This window comes from Paucilactobacillus nenjiangensis (assembly GCF_008632615.1).
In the GTDB taxonomy this organism is placed as follows: domain Bacteria; phylum Bacillota; class Bacilli; order Lactobacillales; family Lactobacillaceae; genus Paucilactobacillus; species Paucilactobacillus nenjiangensis.
The window spans coordinates 754,828-781,824 of the sequence record NZ_CP043939.1; the positions used below are offsets into that span (position 1 = coordinate 754,828).

Below are 26,997 nucleotides of genomic sequence, written 5' to 3' on the forward strand. Positions count from 1 at the left end.
ATAGGTGTTATTTTTGGTTAGGTGAGTGGTCTGGCTGAGCGAACACGTTTCAAAAGTTAGATTGCGGTCCAATTCGGTAATCAACGAGGATTAATAAATAAAATGAATTCATCAGAAGTTAGATGAAGAATTTTATGGATTAACCGGAGGTGATTGAATTGAATAGCATGTTTCAAAAACCTAGAGTTCGATTCAATTCGGTAATTAATATAAAACATATTTCAAAATCCAAATTATCATTTTTCCAGTGTATCCGTTGCCAGGTAAAATCCTATATAAATCATGAAAATCGCATGGCTTTTTTTCAAAAAACTAGGTAAGATAACTTAAAAAAATTCTGCGATATGGTACAATATTACGGTATGAACAATTTGAAAAGAGGATAATAAAATGGCAAGTCAAATTGATGAGCAACAAGTGCAACACGTCGCTTCATTGGCAAAATTGAAATTTACTGATGAAGAACTTTCTGAGTTCACTCCACAACTAGAAAGTATTATCGACTTGTTTGAAACACTCGAAAAAGTGGATACCACTGGTGTAGAACCAATGACATCAGCAACTGATCGTGTCAACGTGATGCGTGAAGACGTCGCAGTTAATAGTCACCAAAGAGACGCACTCTTAAAAAATGCACCAGATGCAGAAGATGGTTACATCAAAGTTCCTGCAATTATCGATGAAAGTGGGGATGCTGAGTAATGAATTTTTATGAAACTGATTTAACTCAATTGCATGATGACTTGGTTAACAAGAAAATCAGTGCAACTGAATTGACGAAAGCAACCTATGACAACATCAAAGCTAAAGATGATCAAATCGAAGCGTTCTTAACTTTGAATGAAGAAAATGCGTTGGCAGAAGCTGCTGCATTAGATGAAAAAGGGATTGCCGCTGACCAATTGGTTGCCGGTATTCCTTTGGGTGTCAAAGATAACATTGTTACCAAAGACATTCGCACGACTGCTGCGTCAAAAATCTTGGATAACTTCAAGCCAATTTATGATGCAACCGTGATTGAAAAACTCAAAGCACAAAACTTTATTAATGCTGGTAAATTGAACTTGGATGAATTCGCCATGGGTGGTTCTACCGAAAACTCAGCTTACCAGGTAACCCACAATGCATGGGATCTAACCCGTGTACCTGGTGGTTCTTCTGGTGGATCAGCCGCTTCAGTTGCCGCCGGTGAAGTACTTGCTGCGCTAGGAACTGATACTGGGGGCTCAATTCGCCTTCCAGCTTCATATAACGGTGTCGTAGGGATGAAGCCTACTTATGGTCGTGTATCACGTTGGGGAATCATCGCCTTTGGTTCAAGTTTAGACCAAGTCGGTTGGTTAACCACTAGCGTGAAAGATAATGCACTGCTGACTTCTTTAATCAGCGGACACGATGATCATGATTTGACTTCCTCAACTCGTGATGTTCCTGACTTTGGTGCTCAATTAAATGACGACACTAACGTTAATGGTCTTCGAATCGCTGTGCCAAAGGAATATCTTGGCGAAGGGGTCGATGAAAAAGTTAAAGAAGTTATCAAGGCTGCCTTGAAGCACTATGAATCATTGGGTGCCATTGTGGATGAAGTTTCCTTACCACATACTCAATATGGCGTGGCTGCTTACTATATCATTTCCTCATCTGAAGCTTCATCTAATTTACAACGTTTCGATGGTATTCGTTACGGGGTTCGTGCGACTGACGTGCAAGATTTGGAAGATGTTTATGTGAAGTCACGTTCGGAAGGCTTTGGGGATGAAGTTAAACGTCGGATTATGTTAGGAACCTTCTCATTATCAGCTGGTTTCTATGATGCTTACTTCAACAAAGCGAGTCAAATTCGGGCCTTAATCCGTCAAGACTTTGAAAATGTCTTTAAAGATCATGACGTTGTGATGGGACCTGCTGGACCAACTGTTGCTTACAAGATTGGTTCAAACATTGCTGATCCAAAGACGATGTACATGAATGACGTCTTGACGGTACCTGTTAACATGGCCGGCCTACCCGGCATGTCAATTCCTGCCGGATTAGCTGACGGGATGCCAGTTGGTTTACAAATTATTGGTAAGCCATTTGATGAAGAAACAATGTATAAGGCCGCTTATACTTTTGAACAATCAACAGATTTCCACAAAGCACAACCTAATATAGGAGGACAAAACTAATGAATTTTGAAACAACGATTGGACTTGAAGTCCATGTTGAAATGAAGACGAATTCTAAAATTTTCAGTCCTTCACCAGTACAATTCGGTTCAGAACCAAACGCCAACACTAATGTTATTGATTGGGGTTACCCTGGAGTTTTACCATCAACTAACAAGGGTGTTGTCGAAAATGGTATTCGTGCTGCATTAGCCTTACATGCCGAAATCGAACCACATCAACATTTTGACCGGAAGAACTACTTTTATCCTGATAATCCTAAAGCTTATCAAATTTCGCAATCGGTGAGTCCACTGGGCCATGATGGTTGGGTTGAAATTGATGTCGACGGCGAAAAGAAAAAAATCGGGATTGCTGAAATGCATATTGAAGAAGATGCCGGTAAAAATACTCATAGCCCTAATGGTTATTCATATGTGGATTTAAACCGTCAAGGAACTCCTTTGATTGAAATTGTTTCAAAACCTGATATTTCTTCACCTGATGAAGCCTATGCTTATCTGGAAGCTTTGCGTGAACGAATCCAGTTTACTGGTATTTCTGACGTGAAGATGGAAGAAGGTTCAATGCGGGTTGACGTTAATATTTCAATTCGTCCAGTTGGTTCTGATAAGTACGGTACCAAGACTGAATTGAAGAACTTGAACTCATTCAACTATGTGCGTAAGGGTTTGTTGTTTGAAGAACAACGTCAACAACGAGTGTTGATGTCTGGTGGCGAGATTGGTCAAGAAACTCGTCGTTACGATGAAACAACTGGCCAAACCATCTTGATGCGTGTCAAAGAAGGTTCCGACGATTATCGTTACTTCCCAGAACCAGATTTACCTTCATTGGAAATCAGTGAAGACTGGGTCAAAGAAATCGGCGACACCATGCCACAAATGCCTAATAATCGTCGTGATCGTTATGTGAACGAATTAGGTTTGACTGAATATGATGCGATGGTCTTAACCCAAACTAAAGAAATGTCAGACTTCTTTGAAGCAACAGTCGCTGATGGAGCTGATGCTAAATTAGCATCTAACTACCTTCAAGGTGACGTTAATGCTTATCTGAATGATGAACAAGTTGATTTGGCTGCCACTAAGTTAACACCAGCTAACTTGTCAGGCATGATTAAATTAATTGATGATGGTACAATTTCATCGAAGATGGCTAAAAAGGTCTTCAAGGGAATCGTGGCCGGTGAAAATCCAGCTGAATATGTGAAGGCACATGGCTTAGTCCAATTGTCAGATCCAGCTCAATTACAACCAATCATCGATGAAATCTTAGCAAATAATGAACAATCTGTAACTGACTTTAAGAATGGTAAAGATCGTGCGGTTGGTTTCCTAGTGGGCCAAATTATGAAGCAAACTAAGGGTCAAGCTAATCCACAAGTTGTGAACCAACTTTTGATGAAGTCTCTACAAGCACTATAAACCATAAGGGTGGGACCAATTATGACAAAAAGAGCTCGTGTAATTTATAACCCAACTTCTGGTCGTGGAGCGTTAACCGGCGATCTCGTCGAGATTTTAGCAACCTACGAACAGGCGGGTTATGAAACAAGCGCGTACGCAACCGTTCCAGCACCAGATTCAACTGAAGCTGAAGCTAGAAGGGCAGCTAAAGATGGATTTGATTTAATCGTAGCTGCCGGTGGTGACGGCACGATTAATGAAGTTGTTAATGGAATCGCCGGCTTACGCCGACGTCCAATGATGGCTATTATTCCTGCCGGAACAACCAATGATTATGCACGTGCGCTGGGAATTCCACGTGACGATCCAGTTGGTGCCGCCAAAGTTATCTTGAAGAATAAAACCTTGAAGATGGATATCGGTCGTGCGGGTAAGAAATACTTTATCAACATTGCTGCTGGTGGATTATTGACTGAGTTAACTTATGATGTGCCGTCTCAAACTAAATCACTGTTTGGATACTTGGCTTATATTGTTAAGGGAGCAGAATTATTGCCCCGAATTAAACCAATCGAAATGGATATTAAGTTTGATGGCGGTGAATATCGCGGTAACGCTTCAATGTTCTTCCTGGCGTTGACTAATTCCGTCGGTGGATTTGAACAAATTGTGCCGGATGCCTCATTGGATGATGGTAAGTTTACGATGATTATCGTCAAAACCGCTAACGTGGTCGAAATTATGCAATTGATGACTAAAGTCTTGAACGGTGGTCGTCATGTCGATGATCCACGAATTATTTATCGGAAAACTTCCACTGTTACAGCTAAGCCAATTAGTAATCGAATGATGATTAACTTGGATGGTGAATATGGTGGGGATGCGCCAATGAAGTTTGAAAATTTGGCACGTCATATTCGAACCGTAGCTAATTTGGATGAAATTCCTTCATTAACTGCCGAAGAAATGTCTGCTGAATTACAAGAAGCTGAAGAAAAATTCCTTGCTGGAGTTGAACAAATTACTGAAGATGAGGTAAAGGCAGCTGACCATCCTGAACCAACTGATGCAACCGTTAATAAATAATCATAGAATCGTTAAAAACCAGATCTAAAAATCTGGTTTTTTATACGCAATTTTTTCGTTTTGATGTTAATTTATTTCGCTTGAGTTTCAGAGTAATTGGCGTTATATTATTCTATGTAAGGAGGGTCTTGTACACCCTCCACCTATCTTACAGCACCATTCAACCTTGATAACCGCCTTTGGGCGGTTATTTTTTAGGTTTTGAAGCATCAATGAACATCTGTATAATCTGCATTAGATCATAAAGAGCGTTAATTGCTCCAATGAATACAAGGATTGTATTCAAAATGGCACCTTTCCTCATCTTCATTCAAAGTCCACCTCCTATCTATGGCGTGTGCGAGGCACTTTGAATGGTTCCGAACGATAGGGTACAGTTATTTACTTAAGCAATTAACTGTACATAGTATAAATACGTAAAAAGATGTGATTTAGCGTTAAATTATTTGATTTGAGTTTCTGAGTAATTGGCTTATATTGTTCTATGTAAGGAGGGTGATGCGACACCCTCCAACTATCTACAGTACCATTCAACCTTGATAACCGCCTTTGGGCGGTTATTTTTTAGGTTTTGAAGCGTCAATAAATTGAGACATTTTTTTCAAGAGTAATCATTTTGATGATTGCTCTTTTTATTTTTAATTTATCCACGAATCTTTGCGAAAAAGATAAAGATTGTTCAATTTTTTCGGGCAAAATAAGAGACAATTAAATATTCGGAAATGGAGATTACAAATGGAAAAAAATGGCAATTCACTCATCTTTAAAAATCAAACAATCTTTTATAATGATCGACCAATTCTCAGTTATGCATCTGATAAGACGTTTGCATTTATTGGACGTGGGACGGAGCAAGTTAAAATGTATCGTGGCAATTTTGATATTCAAGATTATGTGGAAAGCCGGGTACCATTAAATCATTTTGAAATAGCAGAAACTAACGAGGCAATTACTTTTAATCTGAGTTCCAATGGCCAAACTCAATTACTACAAATTCGTACTGAACTAGACAAGTTTGGACGTTTAGTTTTGAAGTTGATTTCTAAGGATAAAACGTATAATCGGCTATGGTTACGGTTACCAGCGACCGCACAGGAAAAGATTTATGGTTGTGGTGAACAGCTGTCATACTTCAATCTACGTGGAAATCACTTTCCGTTGTGGACTTCAGAGCCAGGTATTGGTCGGAATAAAAGTACGTTAACCACCTTCAAGGCAGACACCCAGGATAATGCGGGCGGAGATTATTACACAACAAATTTTCCAGAACCAACTTTCATTTCAACACAAAAATATTACTGTCATACAAATTCATTTGTCTATGTTGATTTTGATTTTCGTAATCCTGAATTTCATGAACTACAGTATTGGGGCATCCCGGAGTCCATCGTCTTTGAAACGGCCGACACGTATAATCAATTACTGGGTAAGTTAACTAATTTATTAGGCCATCAACCAATCCTACCCAATTGGACTGATGAAGGTTTGTTACTTGGTATCCAAGGTGGAACGCAACGAACGTATGACACCGTCGATAAACTTAGAGCTGCGGGTGTTAAAATTGCGGGCGTGTTTTGTCAAGATTGGGAGGGTACTCGACAAACTAGTTTTGGCAAACGGAACTTCTGGAATTGGGAGTGGAATCCAGCACTTTATCCGGGGCTGGATACTAAAATTCACGAATGGAAAGATGAGGGCATCCGCTTTTTGTCATATATCAATCCGTATTTAGTTGATACCAGTGCCCTGTATGCAGCCGCTGCAAAAAATGGGTATTTTGCCAAAAACTCTGACGGCAGTATTTATCTTGTTGACTTTGGTGAGTTCAACTGTGGGGTGGTTGATTTTACTAATCCAGCTGCGTTTGATTGGTTCAAAGAGTTAATCAAAACTAACCTAATTGACTTCGGCTGTGATGGCTGGATGGCCGATTTTGGCGAGTATTTGCCAACTGATGTCGTCTTGTTTGACGGTTCCGACCCAATGATTCGACATAATGAATGGCCAGCTTTGTGGGCCAAATGTAATCACGATGCCGTGGCTGAAGCTGGTAAAACAGGTCAAATTGTGTATTTCATGCGCGCTGGTGCTACCGGAAGCCAACGATATTGTCCAATGCTATGGGCGGGGGATCAAAGTGTCAATTGGAGTCTCGATGATGGGATTGCTTCCACAATCCCTGCGGCACTGTCAGTCGGCATGACCGGGATGGGTTTAACACACAGTGACATTGGTGGATATACCAGTATGCACGGTAACGTTCGTTCAAAAGAATTATTCATGCGGTGGGCGGAAATGAGTGCTTTTACGTCACTGATGCGGTCCCATGAAGGAAATCGTCCCGCTGAAAATTTCCAAGTTTGGGACGATGACGATGCGATTCAGTATTTAGCAAAATTTACTGACGTTTTTCAGAGGTTGGCACCTTACCGACGGACATTAGTCGCTGAAAATAATGAATATGGACTACCAGTGCAACGACCATTATTCCTCGAGTACGAAAATGATTCCGTCGCTTATGACATCCAGTATGAATATTTATTTGGTTCAGATATGTTGGTGGTACCCGTTTATCAAGAAACTCAAACAGACTGGGATGTCTATTTACCTGACGATGAGTGGATTCATTTGTGGAGTGGCCAAGAATTTCACGGTGGCCATCATACGGTTGCGGCACCTTTAGGTGAGATTCCAGTCTTTTATCGAAAAAAATCTGAATTTAGAACCTTGTTTACTGAAATTACCAACCAAAAATACTCAAATTATTAAAATCATTAAAAATAAAGTTGCAAGAATCTACAGTATTCTTGTAACTTATTTTGTATAATATGATTAGATATCTTGGGAGGATAGTGATGAAAAATTGGGGTAATTGGCGCATAGTTGGTTGCGTGCTCATCAGTTTGCTAATGGTGAGTTTCTTTGGTATACAGTCAGTTAAAGCCGCTGATTATACGATTAAAGAAGTTAACATGTCAGCCGTGGTGGACAAAACAGGTGGAGCAGCAGTGACGGAAAGGGTCACATATCATTTTAATGAACCTAAGAATGGAGTTTACATTGTTCAGGATACGGCTGGGTTAGGTCAAATGTCACAGGTTGCCGTTTCGGAGTTAGTAAATCAGACCAAGTGGAACGCAAATGACGCCTATACTAAGCAAGAAGGTTGGATGCCATATCAATTGGTTTACTCAGCCCAAAATGGTAGTCAAAATGTTTTCACCTTTAATAAAAATATGGATGGTCATGAAAAAAATAGTGACGGGTTGAACACAATCAAAATTTACCGGCCAACTGATACGACTAAAGATTTAACCGTGCAAGCCAAGTTTTATTTATCTAGTGTGGCAAAAAAATATTCCGATACTGGAGAAGTTAACTGGAAAATGATTGGTTCCAATTGGGATGTTCCGATTGAACAGGTGAAGCTCACAGTTAAATTACCATCTCAGTCAGGTTCAGTGCGCGCTTGGAAACATTCATCGGCTGATCCTATTCAAAAGTTGGTGGTTCATGATGGAGTCATCAAAGCTAGGGCATCGAATGTAAATAATTTTGTTGAAATTCATACTTTGTTTAATCGACAAGCCTTAGCTGCCGCACCGTCGAAAAATCAAGCACGTTTAAAATCAGCATTAGATGTAGAAAAACAAATAACGCAACGTACTAATACGCGATCAATGTTGAAACATGCAGATGTTGTCATAGCAATTGTGATGACAATCGTGTTTGTTGGTCTAACAATCAGAGCGTGGCTCAAGAACGGTGCACTAGTACGGCGCAACAAAACGTTAGAAAAATCACACCGGTTCGATTTACCAACCTTAACACCGACGCTTGCTGCAGCGGTTTATTCATACGACCAAAACAGTAGTGGAATGACAAATGATGTCCTGTCGACGTATCTGATGGAGGCACAACAAACAGGTCAAATTGAGATTGAACAAATTGTTCCGCTGAAACATCCAAAACGCGCAAAAAAACAGAAAGATTTCGTCATTAGAGCTGAGCCAGATGCAGAAATTGATCTGTATGTCAGACGACTAATTGATTTGATTGGGAATGGTCACCAGGTCTCAACTGAAGACATTAAAGAATCTAAAGTTAGTTCGGCGATGGTTGGCGAGCAGACAAGCTTTAATCAGCGGATGTTAGAAAAAATTAGACGATTAAAGATTGTCAATCCAGATTATGTCACGGCCAGGAATCGTTTGGACAAATTACAAGTCAGGTTTAATATTTTGATGCTTTTTTGGCTCGTGCTTGATATTCTCGTTTTCCTCTTAGGTAATTTGTCAGCCTGGCTGTTAATTGTGATTGTCGCTGTAATTATGATGTTTATGGCCATCTTGACCGTTGGAATAACCAAACTTTTTTCTAACAAAATCGATAATCAATCATATCACGCAATTGAAATTAACAAGAATGGCTTTGGGGTGATGTTTTTCTTTTGCATGGGATATGTTGGCTTTATGATAATGGGAAACTTTGTTGCACTTGGTGCCATTGTCGTCAACGCAATTCTGATGTTAATTGTGAAGGGTGCGTTTAAAAATAAGTACACGCCATTTAATGAAGATGGCTATCAACAATGGACTGAATTGAAACAATTCAAGACGATGCTGCATCACTTGGATCGATTTGATCAAGCAGATTTACCCGATCAGATGCTTTGGGGCGAAGTACTCGTGTATGCCGTGGGGTTGAAGGAAGCTAAACGGGTGCAGCGTCAATTGAAATCAATCTATGGCGAGGCGGTTGTCGATAGCACAATCGGTAATCAAATGATTTATGCAAATTATTTCTCCGGCAGCAATGCCTTCACTGCTAGTGGTAGTAGTGGATCAAGTGGCGGCTCCGGCGGTGGAGGCGGCGGTTCCGGTGGCGGTGCATTTTAACACGGATTCTACTCGCTTTTTGGTGGCAAACATTGTATACTATCCTAGTTGCCTATTTTTGAGGCATAATTTAAGGTGAGCGTCGAAAAGCTCGAAGGAGATATCTATGAAATTTAAAGCACCAGTCGTTAAAAATGAAACGTATACCGGTACTGTAACCGATTTGACTTATCAAGGAATGGGCGTTATCAAAATTGATAAATACCCAATTTTTGTTGACAATACGTTGCCAGGTGAAGAAATTCACTTCCGCGTAATTAAAGTTTCAAAGACTTACGCTTTTGGTAAGCCAATCAATTGGATTAAAACTAGTCCAGACCGTGTTGAAGTAAAGGATAAGCAATATACCCAAACGGGAATTGCACCATTGCAACATTTGGCATACCCAGCACAACTGAAATTTAAACAACATCAAATTGAAGAGTTACTTCAAAAAGAACATTTAGAAATCCCTGTGTTAGATACCATTGGAATGGAAACACCATATCACTATCGTAATAAAGCTCAAGTGCCTGTTCGTGAACTTCACGGCACAGTTGAGACTGGCTTTTATAAGCGTGGCAGTCATAATGTGGTACCAATTGAGGATTACTATATTCAAGATCCAAAATTGGACGAGGCAATTATTGTCCTTCGCGATATTATTCGTAAATATCACATCAAGCCTTATGATGAAGCTACCAAAAAAGGAATTGTCCGTACGGTGATGGTTCGTCGCGGCTATTACAGTCACGAAATGATGGTTGTTTTAGTTACTAATGGTAAAAAGCTGCCTATCAAGGAACAACTTGTTGAAGATATTCGCGCTGCCTTGCCAGAAGTGAAGAGTATTTTCCAAAATATCAATGCGGAAGATACGAACGTTTTACTTGGGCGTGAGAATCGTAAACTTTGGGGAGCTGACACGATTGAAGATCAATTACTTGGTCTTGATTTTGCCATTTCACCTTCATCATTTTATCAAGTTAACCCTCAACAAACTGAAAAGCTCTATGCCAGTGCGATTGAACAAGCTGGTTTGACTGGAAATGAAACGGTTATCGATGCCTATAGTGGAATTGGAACTATTTCACTTGCGATGGCCAGTCATGCTAAGAAGGTTTACGGTGTAGAAGTTGTGTCTTCAGCAGTTCAAGACGCTAAGCTCAATGCCGCCAAAAATGGCATTGAAAATGCTGAATTTGTGGTTGAAAAAGCCGAAATTCAGATGAAGAAATGGGCTGAAGATGGTTTAGATCCCGATGTTTTAGTTGTTGATCCACCACGTAAGGGACTCGCTCCTGAATTTATTGAAGCCACTGGTGAAATGAAACCTAAGAAGATTGTGTATGTGAGCTGTAATCCGGCTACCTTGGTTCGTGATATTACATTGCTCAAGGACCAAGGATACAATGTTAATCAACCAATCCAACCAGTCGATCAATTCCCACAAACGACGCACATTGAAAGTATTACTGTCCTTAGTCGCTAAACAATCTTAAAGGTGAAATATATTTATGAACGCTAAAGAAAAAATGCAAGCTTTAATTGACCAAAAGAAACAAGACGGCAAACATTCTGTTAACAAAAATGCCATTGCCAGAAATGATCAAAAGAACATGCGTAAGGGTCCAAAGATTTATAATAAGTGATAAGGTAAATTAAAAGCACTGATTCTCGTCGTAGTCGACTGTGAATCAGTGCTTTTTACTTTAGTATGAAGATTGAGTAGTTTTCATCAGGTTCAATAGGTCTGCACTTGGAGTTTGGAGCTCCCAAGTTTGTGGGTTGTTCATATAAGTATTAACTTCATTTTGTGCCCAATTATCATCCGTCAACCAACGTTCGTCTTGAAAGTGGGAGGGACGGCATATACTTTTGCTGTGTGATTGTTCACTAATTGAAAAGTAACGGATCCCGCTGCACTCATCGAACTGAAAACTAAATAGGTGTTTTCAGGAAAAACTCTTGTCACGCTTTTATTATAATCATAAGCAGCATTCTTGCCGCTAATTTCATCCAATTTGATACCTGATAATTGCTTGTTTTGAAGTGACTCAGTTATACTATCGTCGGAATAGCCTTCACGCCTATACATGGTATACAAAACTGACATTCCTTGATCTTCTGATGCTGGAATACTGGCGGTAGTCGAACTGGCATCAGTGTCATTACTTGAATCCTGTTTGCTAGTCTTTTGACTAGATTGGCTGGATTTTGAATGTTTGGTTACTTTCTTTGAACTCGTCACTTTCGAAGAACTGGAATCCTTTTCGTTAGCGTTACTTGAAGAACATCCTGCTAAAGTTAGGGCACCCACAAGACAGATTGTTGCAATGCTTAACCGTTTTAACATATTAATTACTCCTCCCAGAAGTTAATATTTCTAATAGTAGTATAGCATTCAATTGAATAAATTTTTGAACCCAAATTGCAAGAACAAATTAGCCACACGATAAATTCTATTAAATCAGTATTTTCATTAATATTCATATTTTATGGACTTAACTTAACCGGCGGAAGCAGCGGAGAAAAGCTCTTTGGGTGTTTGATAGCCAGCTTGCCGGCGCGGTAAATTGTTTAGCTTTGACTCAACTGCTTGGATATCATGAGGACCCAAAATATCCATGGATAGACCCTTGGGTACATCGCGGCGGATCATTCGATTATGCGCTTCGTTAGTCCCACGCTCAGAGGAACGATATGGATGGGCATAATAAAGGTCAGCGACACCGGTAAGTACAGCACCAACTTCCGAGAACTCAGCGCCATTATCGGCAGTAACTGACTTCATAATTGATCCGTATTCTTGACAGATCTTGGCCAGCTCATAGTTGACCGAATCGGAATCACGACCATCGATCAAACGTAGAATTTGGCAGCGGGATTGACGCTCGATCAGCGTTAAGATCACACTCTCTTGACCGTTGCGCTTGCCCACCACGGTGTCCAATTCGAAATGGCCGAACTCTTGACGCTGGTCGATACTTTTAGGCCGTTCATCAATACTCCGTCCGGCCAGACGCTTGTGCTTGATCGAGTGATGATGTTTGGCACGGTGGCGCGTTTTTTCGAGTAGATCAAGATTACGGACTTCAAGTAACTGGGCATCAATATAGTGGTATAGCGTCTTGGTCGAGACCATCTCCTCAGGTTGATATAAGCCTTCAAGTTTGGCCCGTCCTACTGATGCATCAGGCGACCAACCATCTTGACGCAAATGAGTCGTAAAATAGTCGATAAAATCAGCGACACCGACGAGTTTCAAAGGTCGATGACAGTGGGCTCGATTAGCTTCGTACTTAGCTTGTGCTGTTTCTGGTGAGTATACAGCGTAATATTGGCGTTGACCATTCACTTTTTTACTTGGTCGATCTCGCCGCGGCATAATTCATTATTGATTGTTTGATGACAAACATTAAGCGCTCTGGCAATTGCACGATTGGAATAGCCTTGGCTGTGTAGCGTAGCAATTCTTCCTCGTTCAAACGAAGTTAGGTGCTGACCTTTTTTTCTGACTGTGGTATTCTGTTCTTGCATCAAGACAATAACCTCTTTCATTGTTTGTGTAGGAACATCAATGATAACAGAGATTTGTCTTGGTGTTTTTTATTTTATCAATTAGCTAAAAGTATTTGGCTAACTTGATTATAAAACGCGCGATCTAGCTTTTTTTACATAAAATTTTAAATAAGGTCGATTCATGGTTTCTGGTACTAAATGTCATAGATTTTATTTTCAGATATTAGTATCCTCCTAAAATTATGGACAGCAAAAAAAACGCAATCTCGAGAGATTACGTTAACAACAGGGAAAATTTAGAATGAATCCTACAGGAATTCATCTTCCTTACACTGACAAGATAACGCCTTCGACTGGGCGTGTTTTTCGTATTTACTACTGCTGGGAATGCAACCATTGAGCAGCATCTAGAATCTCTTCTTTAGTGATAGCGTGGCCCATGTTGGACTTAAAAGTGGAAAGATTAAAGTAGCGTTTCTCAGCTTCACTTACGAGTGAGGCAAAGTTTTCTGGTGTTACGATTGGGTCATTGTCGCCGTATGAAGCCCACAAATTAACGTCGTCAGCGATATCGTCAGAAAAATCATCACTGACTAACATTGGATGCAGCAAGATGGCCGTCTTGAAAAATGTGCGGCCCGTTAAGGCAGCATAAAGTGCCATGTTTGCGCCATTAGAATACCCCAGGACAGTGACAGATTCATCATCTAACTGGTAAGTTTCAATGACCTCCGCAATCGTAGCCAGTAACCACTGCGTTTCATTTTCCAAACTGGTTTGATCAAAGCTACCGTCTGGATGATGAGCGAAATAGCGGGTTAAGCCTTGTTCCATCAACCGCCCGCGAATGCCAATTTTAGGTTGTTCTGGAAATAACACATTGGCAATTGGTAGTAAGTCATTTTCATCGCCGCCAGTACCATGTAACATGATGACCGGGGCGTTCGAGGTGCCGGGTGTGTAACTGATGTGCTCATTATTCATTGGAATCGTCCTCAATCGTGTTTGGGGTATTGAAAGCCACTAAATTAGCTTCAATATCGGCCCGCTGTTCTTCCAAAAATGGTGGTAGCTCAAGGTGTACGCCAGCTTCTTCGTAGGTTTCATCTTGTAAGAACCCAGGACCATTCGTGGCAATTTCAAATAAGATGCCGGTCGCTGGTTGGAAGTATTCTGATTTGAAATAGAAGCGATCGACAAAACCGGAGTTGGGTAATCCAATTTTATCGATTAATTCAATCCAGAAGCGTAATGCCTCCTCATCTTCAACCGTGAAGGATAAATGATGAACGCTCCCATAACCTTGCACTTCCATAGCACCATCCATGTCATCTTCCACAATCACTTGTGAACCGTGGCCGCCTTTGTCATAGGATTCATATAAATGTAAATTGCCAGCGGTCATAATTTCGTCGTAACCCATTAGATTGGTCAGAACTAGATTCAAAATTTTTTCACGAAATTGGGTCCGAATTAACGCGGGACCTAAGCCGACAATCGCATATTCTTTAGGAATAGGGCTAAAGCGATAAGGTGTGCCTCCTGGTAAGCCATGGTTATGTTCATCCGAGACAAATTGATATTTTTGACCATCAAAATCATAAAAATTCAGTACTTTGTCACCAAATTGAGTGGTTTGTGGATCGTGACGAATATCAAATTCATCGAGTCGTTGTTCCCACCAGTCAACGGCCTGATCATTCGGTAAGCGTAGGCCAATCCGGTTAATGGCATTGTTTCCTTTACGCGCCGTTTCGAGGCCATGAAAGTCCAAGAAAGTAATATCCGTGCCGGCACTGCCCATATCGTCAGTAAAATAAAGGTGATACGTGCGAATATCATCTTGGTTGACGGTTTTTTTGATGAGGTGTAATCCCAAAACTTCGGTCATAAATTTGAAAATCTTTGGGGCACTGGAAGTAATCACGGTGATGTGATGTAACCCTTGTAATCGTTGCGACATAATAACTCCTCCGTTCGTTTATCGGCCATAATTTACCATAGCGAAAATCGCAACGCAATCAAAATGTATTCTAGTTAATTTTGCAGTACTTTTGTGGGCGAGAGTGATAAAATGTATGAAAGTAATTAATCATAAAATATAAGGTGAGTTTATGTCTGAAAATGTTGGGGAAAAAATTAAACAATTAGGGTTAACGAATAAATTATTTGAGGGCTTTTTTGGCTTGGAACAAGAAGAGCACCGTGTGACTGCAGATGGACGGATTAGTCGTTATCCATATCCGACTAAGTTTGGATCACGGAAGAATCATCCATATCTACAATCGGACTTTACTGACAGCATGTTGGAATTGATTACGGAACCAACCAAAGGTGGACGTGAGGCAGTTAAAAACTTGAAGATGCTGCAACAGATTGTCAATGCTCAGCTCCATGATGATGAACGAATTTGGCCACTTAGTATGCCACCCAAGTTGGAAGAAGACGATGAAGAGTTTATTCATCAAGATTTCCATCGGGATTGGTATCAAGACTATCGTGATTATTTGGAACAAAAATATGGTGCTAAATATGAAATCATTGCCGGTTCACATGTGAACTTCAGCGTGAATGATACGTTATTGTACCAGTTATACCAAGCGGATAATGGCGAAAACTTTGAGTCAGTGGCCGATTTACGAAACCACATGTACTTTAAGTTATCGCAGTATTTCGTTTTGTACAGATGGTTCTTCACATACCTGTATGGGGCTTCGCCAATTACCGAAAATCCACTCGAACATTTGCCCGCTGATTTAGAATTCCCTGTCCGTAGTTTGCGCAACAGCAGTCTGGGTTACGCTAATCGTGAAAATGAGACTATCACTTACGATTCGTTGACCGAACAAACTGCCCAACTCAAACAGTTCGTCGCTGATGGAACCTTTTATTCGACCCAAGAATTTTATGGTCCTGTCCGCTTAAAAGGGATGACTCATGACGATGATATCGATGAAATGCTGGAAGAAGGGGTGACTTACCTCGAGTTCAGATCATTTGATTTGGATCCGTTCTCTCGCTCTGGTGTCAGTGACGATACCTTGGATATGCTCGAATTATTGATGGGCTATTGTCTAGTTTCTGGTGTCCCAACCGATATTAAAGAACAATTACGCCATGCTGCCGACAAAAATGAAGAAGTTGCCCTTCAAAATCCATTGGAGCAACCCGAATGGCTAGTTGAAGAGGCTAATCAGCTCTTGGATAATCTGGCTGCTTTCGTCGAAGAATATGACGCACCAAAAAAATATTCATTTGCCATTGAAATTGCTCGCAAACGAGTTCGCAACCCTGCGTTGACCATTAGCGGCCAACTATTAGCACGAATTGAGGATGATTCTTTGGAAGCCTTTGGATTAAAGATTGCCAACGATCGTTATCAAAAATTACACGCCTTAGAATTACCTCTTGAAGTTATCTCCAAAGAATATTCAGTAGTTGCTCAAGAATTAATTAAAGCGGCGATTTTACTCGGTATCCGAGTTAAACTATTCAACGGCATCAAGCTCACCCATGGTAGTCACCACGAATGGTTTGAAAATCATCCCCGCCTCGAATTCCCCAATGGCGCCCGTGATTATTTGTTAAAGATGTTCCCGGAGATAAAGGAATAAAAAGAGTGCGCATCCTATCGGGCTGCGGCTGAGGATTAGTCTAGAAACTTTGATATAAGAGGGTTACTTATATTGAAGTTTTGTAACTAAACGAAGGCCGTAGATAGGATAAGCACGTTTAAAAAATAGAGTGTATATCAGTTCGATAATCATTGAGTACTAAAATAAGACATCAGCTATCCGGACTTTGGATGGTTGATGTCTTTATTTAGGCGGAGATGATTGAATTGAGGAGCACGTTTTAAATTTACACGTCAAAAAATATTCCCTATAATTTATGCCAAAAAGATATAGAAATATCTGTTAAAATTTCAAATTATTCTCAAAAGCACTAGTCAACAGGTCAGAAACGCTGCTACAGTGCGATTTGCTTTTTTATCAACTTCAGAAATAATTTTATTCGTAAAAATATTCACATACTAAAATATATAAAATTATCCAAACTACCACCAATACTGCCTAAGTATTTGGTGGTTTTTTGTTGAAATTAAGCTTTGTTGATAATCTAGAACTTGTAAAGACGTGTTATGGACATATATGTGAATTACTACACAGCTTGATTGCCCGTCACGCTATCACTTTACAAAAAAATGATAAGGCAAGGAGTAATCAGTATGACTAAAAAATACGAAACAGAAGCCCCTGGCTACACCATGACTACCGTAATGGAAGAAGCTGCACGCTGTCTATTATGTCATGATGCACCATGCTCACAAATGTGCCCCGCACATACAGATCCAGGTAAATTTATCAGAAGTGTTCGTTTCCGCAACCTTAAAGGTGCTGCTGAAACCGTTCGTGAAAATAATGCAATGGGTGCCATTTGTGCCCGTGTATGTCCCACAGAAAAATATTGTGAATTAGCATGTTCACGTACCGGTATCGACAAACCAATCGATATTGGTGGGATTCAACGATTTGTTACTGATTTTGAACAACAAGCTGAAATGGATATTCTTCAAAAAGGTGAATCAAACGGTAAGAGTATTGCTATCGTCGGAAGTGGACCAGCTGGTTTACAAACCGCAACCACAATGCTCGAACGTGGCTACTCTGTTGATATTTACGAAAAAAGTGAAAAAGCCGGTGGATATTTAACATATGGTATTCCTGAATATCGTCTACCAGCTGACATCGTTGAATATGAAATCAAACGAATTATTAATTTAGGTGCCAAAATGCACTACAACGTCACCATTGGTAAAGATATTACCATGGACGAATTGAAAGCTAGCAACGATGCTGTGGTTGTCGCAGTTGGTGCCAGTGAAGCTAAAGTTCTACCAATGTTTGAAGGCAATGATTACGTTGAATCAGCTGTTGATTTCCTTGCTCGTGTTAAGGAAGCCAAAGGTAATATCAAAGACGTTCCAGCCAGTGCTGTAGTTATTGGTGGTGGGGATGTTGCGATGGACGTTTCAACGACTCTCAAACGTTTAGATGTAGAACATGTAACCGATGTTGTTTACGAACAATTTGATGAATTCCGCGCTTCAAAGAAAGAATTAGCTGGAACTCAACGTGAAGGCGTAACAATTGTTGATGGTTATGTACCAGAATCTGTTGACGGCAATGAAGTTACCTTCAAAGCTCGTAACATGGACGGCAAATTAACCATTAAAGCCGACAAGATTATCCTTGCCATTGGCCAACAAGTTAACGCTGATAATTTAGGCATTAACATCGAACACGGGGTTGTTCCTTATGCTGGCTACAAGACTGATGATCCAAAAGTCTTTGTTACTGGTGATATTGCTCAAGGTGATCAAACCGTTGTTTGGGCTGTTCGTAAAGGTAAAGAAGTTGCTGACTTGATTGATAGCGAATTGATTGGAGGTACAAAATAATGATTAAAAAAGACTTATCCGTAGATTTTTTAGGCGTTCATTTTGAAAATCCTTTCCTACTATCATCATCTCCAGTTGATAACTGTTATGAAATGTGTGCGAAAGCCTTTGATGAAGGCTGGGGCGGGGTTGTCTTTAAGACAATCGGACCAAAGCATTTCGAAGTTGATGAAGTATCTCCACGTTTTGATGAATTAACCAAAGAAGGAACTCCATTTGTTGGTTTCAAAAACATGGAACAAATTGCTGAACATTCACTTGAAGAAAACTTACATGATTTAAAGCAATTAAAAGAAAACTATCCTGATAAAATTGTCGTGGCCTCAATCATGGGTACTAATGAACAAGATTGGGAAGAACTAGCTCAATTAGTCACTGAAGCCAAAGCTGATATGATTGAAATGAACCTTTCATGTCCACAAATGACTTCACACGAAATGGGTTCAGATGTTGGGACTAATCCTGAATTAGTTAAAAAATATTGTGCCGCTGTTAAACGTGGATCAGATTTGCCAATGATGGCCAAAATGACTCCAAATATTACTGACATGATTCCAGCTGCTAAAGCCAGTCTTGCTGGTGGTGCTGAAGGGATTGCCACAATTAATACCGTTAAGTCAATTTCAAACATTGACCTTGAAAAACGGGTTGCATTACCAATCGTTAATGGTAAATCATCAATTTCTGGATTCTCTGGGAAAGCTGTTAAACCAATTGCCTTACGCTTTATTCAACAATTACGTGTGGCCGCTGGTTTGGAACAATTACCAATTTCTGGGATTGGTGGAATTGAAACTTGGCAAGACGCTGCCGAATTCATTTTACTCGGAGCTACAACGCTTCAAGTAACTACCTCGGTAATGCAATATGGTTACCGGATTGTTGAAGATATGAAGAATGGTTTAATGCATTATATGGAAGATCAAGGCGTTGATCATCTGAGTGAATTGATTGGTTCTGCCAACAAGAATATCGTGCCTGCTGAAGATTTGGATCGTGACTATAAGGTCTATCCAAAAATTGACTGGGACAAATGTATCGGCTGTGGCCGTTGTTATGTATCATGCTTTGATGGTGCCCATCAAGCCATTACATGGGATCCAAAAACGCGCCGTCCAAGCGTTGATACAAGCAAATGTGTCGGCTGTCACTTATGTAACCTAGTTTGTCCAGTTGGTGCAATTACTACGGGTGAGAAGGTGATGAAACCTGGTCGTAAGGGTAATGCTGAAGATAAACAAGTTGAATCGGTTCGTTTAACTCACTTCTAATCAAACATAAATTAATACACTAACCATTTGAAATTAAGCTTGTCTACAACAATGCAATGATTGATTAGATAAAGTAAGGCTGGCCCATTTATTTGGCACCAGCCTTATTGTGTTAGAACTTAAAATTAACCACTTCTCGATAATCATCAATAAAAAGATATGGGGTAGTTATCATGAAAATAAGTAAAAAGGTTTGGTTTGATTCAATTGGAGTTGGTTTATGTACCTTGATTTACAGTTTAATTATGACCGGTGGCGGGCTATGGATGGGATCAGCAGCCTTCATCGCTGTGTCATATTTCTTCGGGGCTGGGTTTCCAAAGGATAAAATTTGGAATATTCTGATTAGTTTCGCATTAGGAATTGTCTGGGGTTTAATCGCCTTTCGTTTTCTTCATGTTTCGTTCATGTCAGGCCTGATTGGTTCGTCAATCATGTTTGGTATCATGACCTTCATCGTATTGTTCCTTCAAGGGACCATCATGAAATTTACGATTGTACCTGCTTGGCTAATCGCTTGGGGGACTACGATGCTAATCCTTTCAAATATTACGATTCATAGTTGGGGGCTGTTCGTTTTCCAACTTTACCTCTCAATGCTGTTAGGAATCTTCGTTATCGGCTATGCATCGGGAATATTGAGTATAAGAGTACTTTTCTTATGTTCGATATTCTTGACTAGACGGAGTTTGCAGACTTATTGAACGTAACTGAACTAGCTGAAAATAAAAAGATGGATTGTGATACAAAACAAGAGTTTTGTATCACAATCCATCTTTAGAATCGGTTCCATTAGATATTAGTCTTTAGTGGAGTTAGCACTAAATTTGCGTTGGAAATCAGCAATATTTGCATATTCAGTTTGAAGTTGACGACTTAAGCGAATGAAAATTGGAACAAGTTCGCGATAAGCGGCATAATTTTCTTTGTTTGGTTGGTACGTGTGAGTTTCACCGATGTAGTCTTTAATAACAGAAATGTCATCGATGAGGCCTAAGCTTTTCTTAGCAATTGTGACGGCAGCTAAGGCACCTGATTCAAAGGCGGTTGGAATTGTAACTGGGCTTTCAAAAATATCAGCCAACATTTGACGCCATAGTTCTGAACGAGCAAAACCACCAGTAGCCATAATTTCTTTTGGTGAACCAGAAACTTCTGCCAAGGCTAACATCACGTTGTACAAGTTATAAACGATACCTTCAAGGGCAGCCCGGACCATGTGAGCACGGGTATGGTTACGAGTTAAACCAAAGAATGAACCACGAGCGTTAGCATCCCAGATTGGGGCACGTTCGCCACCCAAATATGGATGGAAAATTAAGCCATCTGAACCAGCAGGGACTTCGCCAGCAATTTGAGTTAACATATCGTATGAATCGACGTTCATCATTGAAGCAGTAATCTTTTCAGGGGCGAATAATTGATCACGAACCCAGCGGAAGACAATTCCACCGTTATTAACTGGTCCACCAATCACCCATCTGTCCTTAGTTAAGGCGTAACAGAAGACACGACCCTTAGGATCAATCACTGGCTTGTCAACAACTGTCCGAACGGCACCAGAAGTACCAATTGTAACAGCGACAACACCGGGATCAATAGCGTTAACCCCTAAGTTAGACAAGGTACCATCAGAAGCTCCCATGATGAAAGGAGTGTCCGTTGGGATGCCGATTACTTTGGCATATTCCTCATGCATACCTGTAACTTGTTCAGTTGGTTGGACCAATTCTGGTAATTGATCACGAGTGATGCCAGCTTCTTTCAAAGCACCTTCGTCCCAGTCTAATTTGAAAATGTTAAACAAACTAGTAGCTGACGCGATTGAAATTTCTTCTTTTAACACACCGAACAAACGGTAGAAGATATATTCTTTAATTCCAACCCAATATTTTGAGTTGTCAAAAATGTCTTTATGTTCATTACGTAGCCAAATTAGCTTGTAAAGTGGTGACATTGGGTGGGTAGGGGTACCAGTACGTGAATAAATTTCGAACCCTTTACCATTTTGCTTATATTCGTTAGCATATTTTTCAGCTCGGTTATCAGCCCATGTGATGACGCCAGTAGTTGGTTTGTGATCAGCATCGAGGCCAATCAAACTATGCATTGCGGCAGAAAATGATACACCTTGCAATTTACCATTCTTTAAATCCGCTTTACGTAAAACTTCTGTTAAAGCGTCGACAACAGCATCGAAGATTTCTTCTGGATCTTCTTCAGCCATGTCTGGTTGGTCTTGATATAATGGATATAATTTGTTGGCATAACCTAACACGTTACAATCCATATCGTATAATACGGCTTTAGTACTAGTTGTTCCTAAATCCATTCCAATCATGTAATCCATATTATAAATCTCCCTTGCATTTCTCAAATTGATGTTGAACTTATTAACCAATGTGATTAAAATATCATGTAAAACATACAATAGTATTATATGAAAACCGCTTTCTTTTAACAACTAAAAATAGCTAAAATGGACACAATCTTAATAAATGTCTTTGATTTTCACCAAACAATTCGTGAAACAGATATTTTACAGTTCTGAAAAATGACTAAATATAAAAATTGACTGGAAAAAGATAATGGCGAAAGAAAAAATTGAACCAATTTATAACGATACATTTCGAAAATCAAGAAAACATCCACGCCGCATCGTGTGGATCATCCTGGTTTTGGTCATCATTTTGGCCGGTGCGGGTTATTTTTGGCACGTTCACCGGTCTTCCAGTTTGTCGACTTATCCAGTGCGTGGCGCAATGATTACGCAAGATGACGGCTATGTTGATTTTCAACAATTAAAAGATAGTGGCCTAAAATTTGTTTATCTAAAAGCGACTTCAGGAGCACGGTACAAAGATGATGAGTTTGAAGATAATTACAATCGAATCTCCGGCTCAGGTTTAGAAACTGGCATCTATCATGAATTCAGCTTTACTTCGAGTGCGAAGGAACAATATGATTACATCGTCAGTCAAGTCAAAAAAGAAAGTGGGACGCTCCCAATTGCCATTCACGTCACGTACTATGAAGGCAGTAAACCAAACGTCAAGACACAAGGGAAAAAGTTAGCCCAACTGATGAAGATGCTAGCAAATCATTATGACCAAGAATGCATTGTTTGGGCCAGTCCCTCCATTCAAAAAGCGCTCGTCAATCCCTATGTGACTCACAGTAAGCGCATGCTAACGACCACTGAGTTAACCAGCAAAAACACCGACGTGAAGTTTATTCAATATGTCGGTAAAGACAAATTAGAAATCAACAAACAAACTTCCAATCTGCTCCCAGCCATTTACAACGGGAACGTCAAATCTTGGAAACAATATATTAATTAAATTTCTGTTAAACGATGAATATTTATTGAAAAACGATAAAAGCTCTGGTATTTTAGTGTTGAGGTGATGACATGAAAACCAGAACTTTATTTTTGAAATTGAGTCTAGCATTGGTTGCTGGCATCGTATTATTTTTCAACGTGCTATTGTTCCCACATTTTCGAGCACACAGCGTTGAAGATTACTTTTTTATTGGGGCACTTTATGTGTCGGCGTTAATCTTTTATTATCTAGTTTTTCAAGCGTTCAAAATTCTTCTGTTAGTTGACCGTAATTTAGCATTTTCTGGGAAGTGTTTAAACGCGGTCCGTCAAATTAAACTGGCCGCTTGCGGGATTGGGATTACGTATTTGGCATTGATGCCCGAGATTTATGCCATGGCACAAGAAGAGGATGCTCCTGGTTTAATTCTAATGGGTGGCACCGTGATTTTATTGCCATTTATTATTTCAACTTTTGTGGCGGTCCTCCAACGATTATTGCAAAACGCAATTGAGTTGAAGCAAGAAAATGATTTTACAGTGTGAGGTGAGAAGATGGCCATTAAAATTACGCTAGATGTCATGCTAGCCAAACGCAAAATGAGCGTCACTCAACTAGCCGATGAAGTCGGGATTACGTTAGCCAATATTTCTATCTTGAAAACTGGCAAAGCCAAAGCCGTCCGATTTTCCACACTCGAAGCTATTTGCAAAGTCCTTGATTGCCAGCCTGGCGATATCTTGGAATATGAGAGTAGTGCGGAATAACTCGGGACCTGGCGAGTATTATCCTAGCTGGACGGTTTGTTCGGGTTGAGAACGAAACGGGCAGTGTAGATAGACGGAGGCAAGTGAGTTAAGGAGCCGTTTATAGAGTAGTGCGGAGTAACTCGGGACTTGACGAGTATATCCTAGCTGGACGGTTTATTCGGGTTGAGAACGAAGCGGTCAGTGTAAATAGACATTAAAAAAACGATACCAAATTTGAATTTCAAATAGGTATCGTTATTTTTTTGTATTAATAATTGTGTAAACTTGATCGTCAGCTTCATCCATCATTTGGATAGGGCGACTTTCACTGGCTGTAAATGTAATATGATAGCCAAAATTATCAATATAAATTAAATTGTGTTGATCGACAACTTCTACTTGAGCATTGATTGGATGTTGGTCAATCGTTAGTTTTAAATCTTGTGAAATTTCTACACAGTGCATACGGTTGCGATTTTCGTCTTTATATTGCCAAGTACCCGCGTATAACAATGGCAATAGGGTCTGGTTTTGCTTGTGCGATTTCGATGATCTCCCCAAAAAGCTCGAAAGGCCGGCGATTAAGCTGGCACCAAACAAGAACAGACTTCTTTTCCTCATTTGCAAAGTCCTCCCCCATTTCTGTAAATCCATTAAAACGACTGTATCATACTGTGAGTATACAACAATCGTCGATAAAAGTTGGTTACAAATATGTAAAATATTCAAAAATCTGGTAAACTGAATGTAACAATTCAATCGTTTGAGAGCAAAGGAGCAAGATTATGCTTAAATTAGGAATTATCGGGACCAATTGGATCACTGATCAATTTATCGATGGTATCAAAGCTGACGGACGCTGGGAACTGGCATCGGTCTATTCAAGAACTATGGAAAAAGCCACGGCCTACCAACAAAAACACGGCTTTGCGGAAGCATTTGCGGATATTGACCAATTTTTTGAAGAAGGGTCTTTTGACACCGTTTATATTGCTTCGCCAAATTCAATGCACTATCAATATGCCAGACAGGCGATTGAAAATGACAAACATGTGATTGTGGAAAAACCATCCTTCGCTAATATCGACGAGTTCGCTCAAATTGAGGGCTTACTACAAGCTCATCCGGGCGTTCGTCTGCTGGAAGCGGCTCGTCACGTCCATACGCCACTCTTCAAAGCTGTCCAAGCTAAAATGGCGGAAATGACGCGCATCCAAGGGGCAACGTTGACCTATATGAAATATTCATCACGCTACGATAAGGTGTTGGCAGGTGAGAGGCCAAATGTGTTCACATTAGACTTTGCTGGTGGGGCTTTATACGACTTGGGTGTTTATCCAGTGTATGCTGCCGTGGCTTTATTCGGTGAACCTGAAAGCGTCGTGTACTTCCCAACTTTGATTGAAACCGGGGCTGATGGCAAAGGGGTCGCCATATTGGGTTATGAAAGCTTTGAAGTTACCCTTAACTTTGGTAAAACTGCCAATTCCCACATGCCATCTGAAATTTATGGCTTAAAAGACACGATTGTCCTGGATAACGTGGCCGATTTTTCAAACGCCTCATATTTTGATGATGACCAAGTCGAACATCCATTAGCCACCGAAACCGCTGCTAATCCGATGAAATATGAAATAGAAACATTTACCGAAATTCTCCAAGATCCAACTAATGAAACTCAAGTTAAAAATTATCAAAAATGGTTCTTAATGAGCAAACACGTTAACGGACTATTATTTACACTGCGTGAATCAGCGGGACTCGATTTTCCATCTGATGACCAATAGGGGGAACCAATTTGATTGAAGCTTTTAAGAAACATTTTGAACAATTAGGATTTAACGAACAAACGGCCATTCAAACGGCTGTTTTTAATGCGCTCAGCGAAGATACCTCAGTGCTGGGTATTGCACCAACCGGATCTGGGAAAACAATCGCCTTTACTTTGCCAGTACTACCAAAATTGATGCCAAAGCAAGGTGTCCAAATGCTTGTGCTGTCACCATCACAAGAATTGGCCATGCAAACCACCAGTGTGATTCGTGACTGGGCCAAGATTTTAGATTTAAAGGTGCTGGCCGTGACCGGGGGTGCCAACGTTTCTCGGCAAACAGACAAGCTCAAACAGCATCCAGAAATTGTTGTTGGTACGCCTGGACGAGTATTGCATTTAATCGATGAAGGTAAGTTAAAGCTTGGTAAATTAGAAACCATGATCATCGATGAAGCCGACGATATGCTGCAAGATGAAACTTTGGCAGTAATCGAAGATATTGAACGAACAACACCAATGACCTCGCAATTGGGCTTTTTCTCTGCCACGCGGACAAAAGTACTGGACGATTTAAGTATCATGTTTGGTCGTGACATCATCGAATTTGATGTTCGCAACGAAGATCACACACAAGGGGTTGTGCGCCATGCCGGCCTCGAAGTTGGTAACGAAAAGCGGGTAGAAATGCTCCGTCGTTTGAGTCGCGTAAAAGACATGCGGGCATTAGTCTTCTTCAACCAATTAAAAACAATGAATTACGTGGCTTCGCGTTTGAAACACGAACATGTGCAAGTTGGTGTACTTGGTGGTCAACAACGGGCAACCGACCGTGAAAAAGCGTTACGGATGTTTAGAAAACGTCAATTGAAATTATTGCTGACGACTGATGTGGTGGCGCGAGGCCTAGATATTGCCAAATTACCAACTGTCATCAATTTTGATTTGCCGACTAGCGCAATTACGTATACTCACCGATCTGGTAGAACTGGCCGCCAAGGTGAACCGGGTCTTGTGATTAATTTAGGCAATGAGCATGATTTACGTGACTTTAAGAAGCTCATTGCCGAAGAGTATCAATTAGAACCTATCTATTTTGATAAGAGTAAATTGACCGACGAACGGCCTAAATCCGTGTCCCATAAGCCTGCTACTTTGGCAGAACAAAGTAGTGAGTATATTCGTGAAACTCAAAATAATGATGACTCTGAAGTCACTAAGCGCGTTCATAAGACACTTGATCCTAAGCATGCCAGCCAACCACGGGCGAAGCGACGCAAGAAAAATAAGAATAAAAAAGATAAGGGAATTCGTTTGAAACGACAACGTCAAGCTGCCGAGAAAAAAGGCGAATAAA

The 26,997-nt window shown here is 40.3% G+C and carries 22 protein-coding genes and 1 pseudogene; 17 read left to right on the forward strand and 6 right to left on the reverse strand.

The window, feature by feature from the left end; all coding sequences use genetic code 11:
* The first annotated feature begins 390 nt into the window (after positions 1–390).
* From gatC to F0161_RS11685, 8 genes are all read left to right on the forward strand, one after another.
* The gene (gene gatC / locus F0161_RS03835) at positions 391–702 is read left to right on the forward strand and encodes an Asp-tRNA(Asn)/Glu-tRNA(Gln) amidotransferase subunit GatC (protein ID WP_137601991.1); all 312 of its coding nucleotides are present in this window, start codon (positions 391–393) and stop codon (positions 700–702) included.
* Positions 702–2,171 carry an Asp-tRNA(Asn)/Glu-tRNA(Gln) amidotransferase subunit GatA gene (gene gatA, locus F0161_RS03840; protein ID WP_150203763.1) on the forward strand — a complete coding sequence of 490 codons (1,470 nt, stop codon included), beginning with the start codon at positions 702–704 and terminating at the stop codon, positions 2,169–2,171. Before gatC ends, gatA begins: the two co-directional genes overlap by 1 nt.
* A complete protein-coding gene (gene gatB, locus F0161_RS03845) occupies positions 2,171–3,598 on the forward strand; it encodes an Asp-tRNA(Asn)/Glu-tRNA(Gln) amidotransferase subunit GatB (protein WP_137601993.1) in 1,428 nt (475 codons plus the stop codon). The genes gatA and gatB overlap by 1 nt, the downstream gene beginning before the upstream one ends.
* 21 nt (positions 3,599–3,619) lie before the next feature.
* Positions 3,620–4,666 (forward strand): diacylglycerol kinase, encoded by a 1,047-nt coding sequence (locus F0161_RS03850; RefSeq protein WP_150203764.1) that lies wholly within the window; start codon positions 3,620–3,622, stop codon positions 4,664–4,666.
* Positions 4,667–5,401: 735 nt separating this feature from the next.
* Positions 5,402–7,435, forward strand: coding sequence for an alpha-glucosidase (locus F0161_RS03855; protein ID WP_150203765.1), 2,034 nt, complete (start codon positions 5,402–5,404; stop codon positions 7,433–7,435).
* Between the two features lie 86 nt (positions 7,436–7,521).
* Positions 7,522–9,564 (forward strand): DUF2207 domain-containing protein, encoded by a 2,043-nt coding sequence (locus F0161_RS03860; RefSeq protein ID WP_190318906.1) that lies wholly within the window; start codon positions 7,522–7,524, stop codon positions 9,562–9,564.
* A 106-nt stretch (positions 9,565–9,670) separates the two neighbouring features.
* Complete coding sequence (rlmD, locus tag F0161_RS03865; RefSeq protein WP_150203767.1) at positions 9,671–11,035, forward strand: 23S rRNA (uracil(1939)-C(5))-methyltransferase RlmD; 1,365 nt, start codon at positions 9,671–9,673, stop codon at positions 11,033–11,035.
* Between the two features lie 25 nt (positions 11,036–11,060).
* Positions 11,061–11,195: a hypothetical protein gene (locus F0161_RS11685; protein WP_263854038.1), complete on the forward strand. Its 135-nt coding sequence runs from the start codon at positions 11,061–11,063 to the stop codon at positions 11,193–11,195.
* Positions 11,196–11,377: 182 nt separating this feature from the next.
* On the opposite strand, the gene F0161_RS03870 is transcribed toward F0161_RS11685, so the two are convergent.
* The 4 genes and pseudogenes from F0161_RS03870 to F0161_RS03885 all read right to left on the reverse strand — a co-directional run bounded on the left by F0161_RS03870 (position 11,378) and on the right by F0161_RS03885 (position 15,028).
* The gene (locus F0161_RS03870) at positions 11,378–11,899 is read right to left on the reverse strand and encodes a hypothetical protein (protein WP_150203768.1); all 522 of its coding nucleotides are present in this window, start codon (positions 11,897–11,899) and stop codon (positions 11,378–11,380) included.
* Between the two features lie 153 nt (positions 11,900–12,052).
* A pseudogene (locus tag F0161_RS03875) lies at positions 12,053–13,104 on the reverse strand (IS30 family transposase).
* Positions 13,105–13,440: 336 nt separating this feature from the next.
* Positions 13,441–14,049, reverse strand: a complete 609-nt coding sequence (locus F0161_RS03880) for an alpha/beta hydrolase (RefSeq protein ID WP_150203769.1) — start codon at positions 14,047–14,049, stop codon at positions 13,441–13,443.
* Positions 14,042–15,028, reverse strand: coding sequence for a VOC family protein (locus F0161_RS03885; RefSeq protein WP_150203770.1), 987 nt, complete (start codon positions 15,026–15,028; stop codon positions 14,042–14,044). Before F0161_RS03885 ends, F0161_RS03880 begins: the two co-directional genes overlap by 8 nt.
* A 151-nt stretch (positions 15,029–15,179) precedes the next feature.
* On the opposite strand from F0161_RS03885, the gene F0161_RS03890 reads away from it, so the two are divergent.
* The 4 genes from F0161_RS03890 (at position 15,180) to F0161_RS03905 (ending at position 20,501) form a co-directional block, all read left to right on the forward strand.
* Positions 15,180–16,679, forward strand: coding sequence for a glutamate--cysteine ligase (locus F0161_RS03890; RefSeq protein ID WP_150203771.1), 1,500 nt, complete (start codon positions 15,180–15,182; stop codon positions 16,677–16,679).
* A 614-nt stretch (positions 16,680–17,293) separates the two neighbouring features.
* A complete protein-coding gene (locus F0161_RS03895) occupies positions 17,294–18,526 on the forward strand; it encodes an FAD-dependent oxidoreductase (RefSeq protein ID WP_150203772.1) in 1,233 nt (410 codons plus the stop codon).
* A complete protein-coding gene (preA, locus tag F0161_RS03900; RefSeq protein WP_150203773.1) occupies positions 18,526–19,797 on the forward strand; it encodes an NAD-dependent dihydropyrimidine dehydrogenase subunit PreA in 1,272 nt (423 codons plus the stop codon). The genes F0161_RS03895 and preA overlap by 1 nt, the downstream gene beginning before the upstream one ends.
* Before the next feature lie 173 nt (positions 19,798–19,970).
* A complete protein-coding gene (locus F0161_RS03905) occupies positions 19,971–20,501 on the forward strand; it encodes a DUF1097 domain-containing protein (protein WP_150203774.1) in 531 nt (176 codons plus the stop codon).
* Positions 20,502–20,596: 95 nt separating this feature from the next.
* Here the strand turns inward: F0161_RS03905 and gntK are convergent, their stop codons facing one another.
* The gene (gene gntK, locus F0161_RS03910) at positions 20,597–22,147 is read right to left on the reverse strand and encodes a gluconokinase (protein ID WP_150203775.1); all 1,551 of its coding nucleotides are present in this window, start codon (positions 22,145–22,147) and stop codon (positions 20,597–20,599) included.
* Between the two features lie 238 nt (positions 22,148–22,385).
* On the opposite strand from gntK, the gene F0161_RS03915 reads away from it, so the two are divergent.
* From F0161_RS03915 to F0161_RS03925, 3 genes are all read left to right on the forward strand, one after another.
* Complete coding sequence (locus F0161_RS03915) at positions 22,386–23,138, forward strand: GH25 family lysozyme (protein WP_150203776.1); 753 nt, start codon at positions 22,386–22,388, stop codon at positions 23,136–23,138.
* Positions 23,139–23,209: 71 nt separating this feature from the next.
* On the forward strand, positions 23,210–23,665 hold the full coding sequence (locus F0161_RS03920) for a DUF2975 domain-containing protein (RefSeq protein ID WP_150203777.1): 456 nt from the start codon (positions 23,210–23,212) through the stop codon (positions 23,663–23,665).
* Between the two features lie 9 nt (positions 23,666–23,674).
* Positions 23,675–23,887 carry a helix-turn-helix domain-containing protein gene (locus F0161_RS03925; RefSeq protein WP_137602060.1) on the forward strand — a complete coding sequence of 71 codons (213 nt, stop codon included), beginning with the start codon at positions 23,675–23,677 and terminating at the stop codon, positions 23,885–23,887.
* 237 nt (positions 23,888–24,124) lie between these two features.
* Here the strand turns inward: F0161_RS03925 and F0161_RS03930 are convergent, their stop codons facing one another.
* Positions 24,125–24,490, reverse strand: a complete 366-nt coding sequence (locus F0161_RS03930) for a DUF4828 domain-containing protein (RefSeq protein WP_150203778.1) — start codon at positions 24,488–24,490, stop codon at positions 24,125–24,127.
* 164 nt (positions 24,491–24,654) lie between these two features.
* Between F0161_RS03930 and F0161_RS03935 the strand changes: the two genes are divergently transcribed.
* Together F0161_RS03935 and F0161_RS03940 are read left to right on the forward strand one after the other, a co-directional pair.
* Positions 24,655–25,656: a Gfo/Idh/MocA family protein gene (locus tag F0161_RS03935; protein WP_150203779.1), complete on the forward strand. Its 1,002-nt coding sequence runs from the start codon at positions 24,655–24,657 to the stop codon at positions 25,654–25,656.
* Between the two features lie 11 nt (positions 25,657–25,667).
* Positions 25,668–26,996 (forward strand): DEAD/DEAH box helicase, encoded by a 1,329-nt coding sequence (locus tag F0161_RS03940; RefSeq protein WP_150203780.1) that lies wholly within the window; start codon positions 25,668–25,670, stop codon positions 26,994–26,996.
* The last annotated feature ends 1 nt before the right edge of the window (position 26,997 follow it).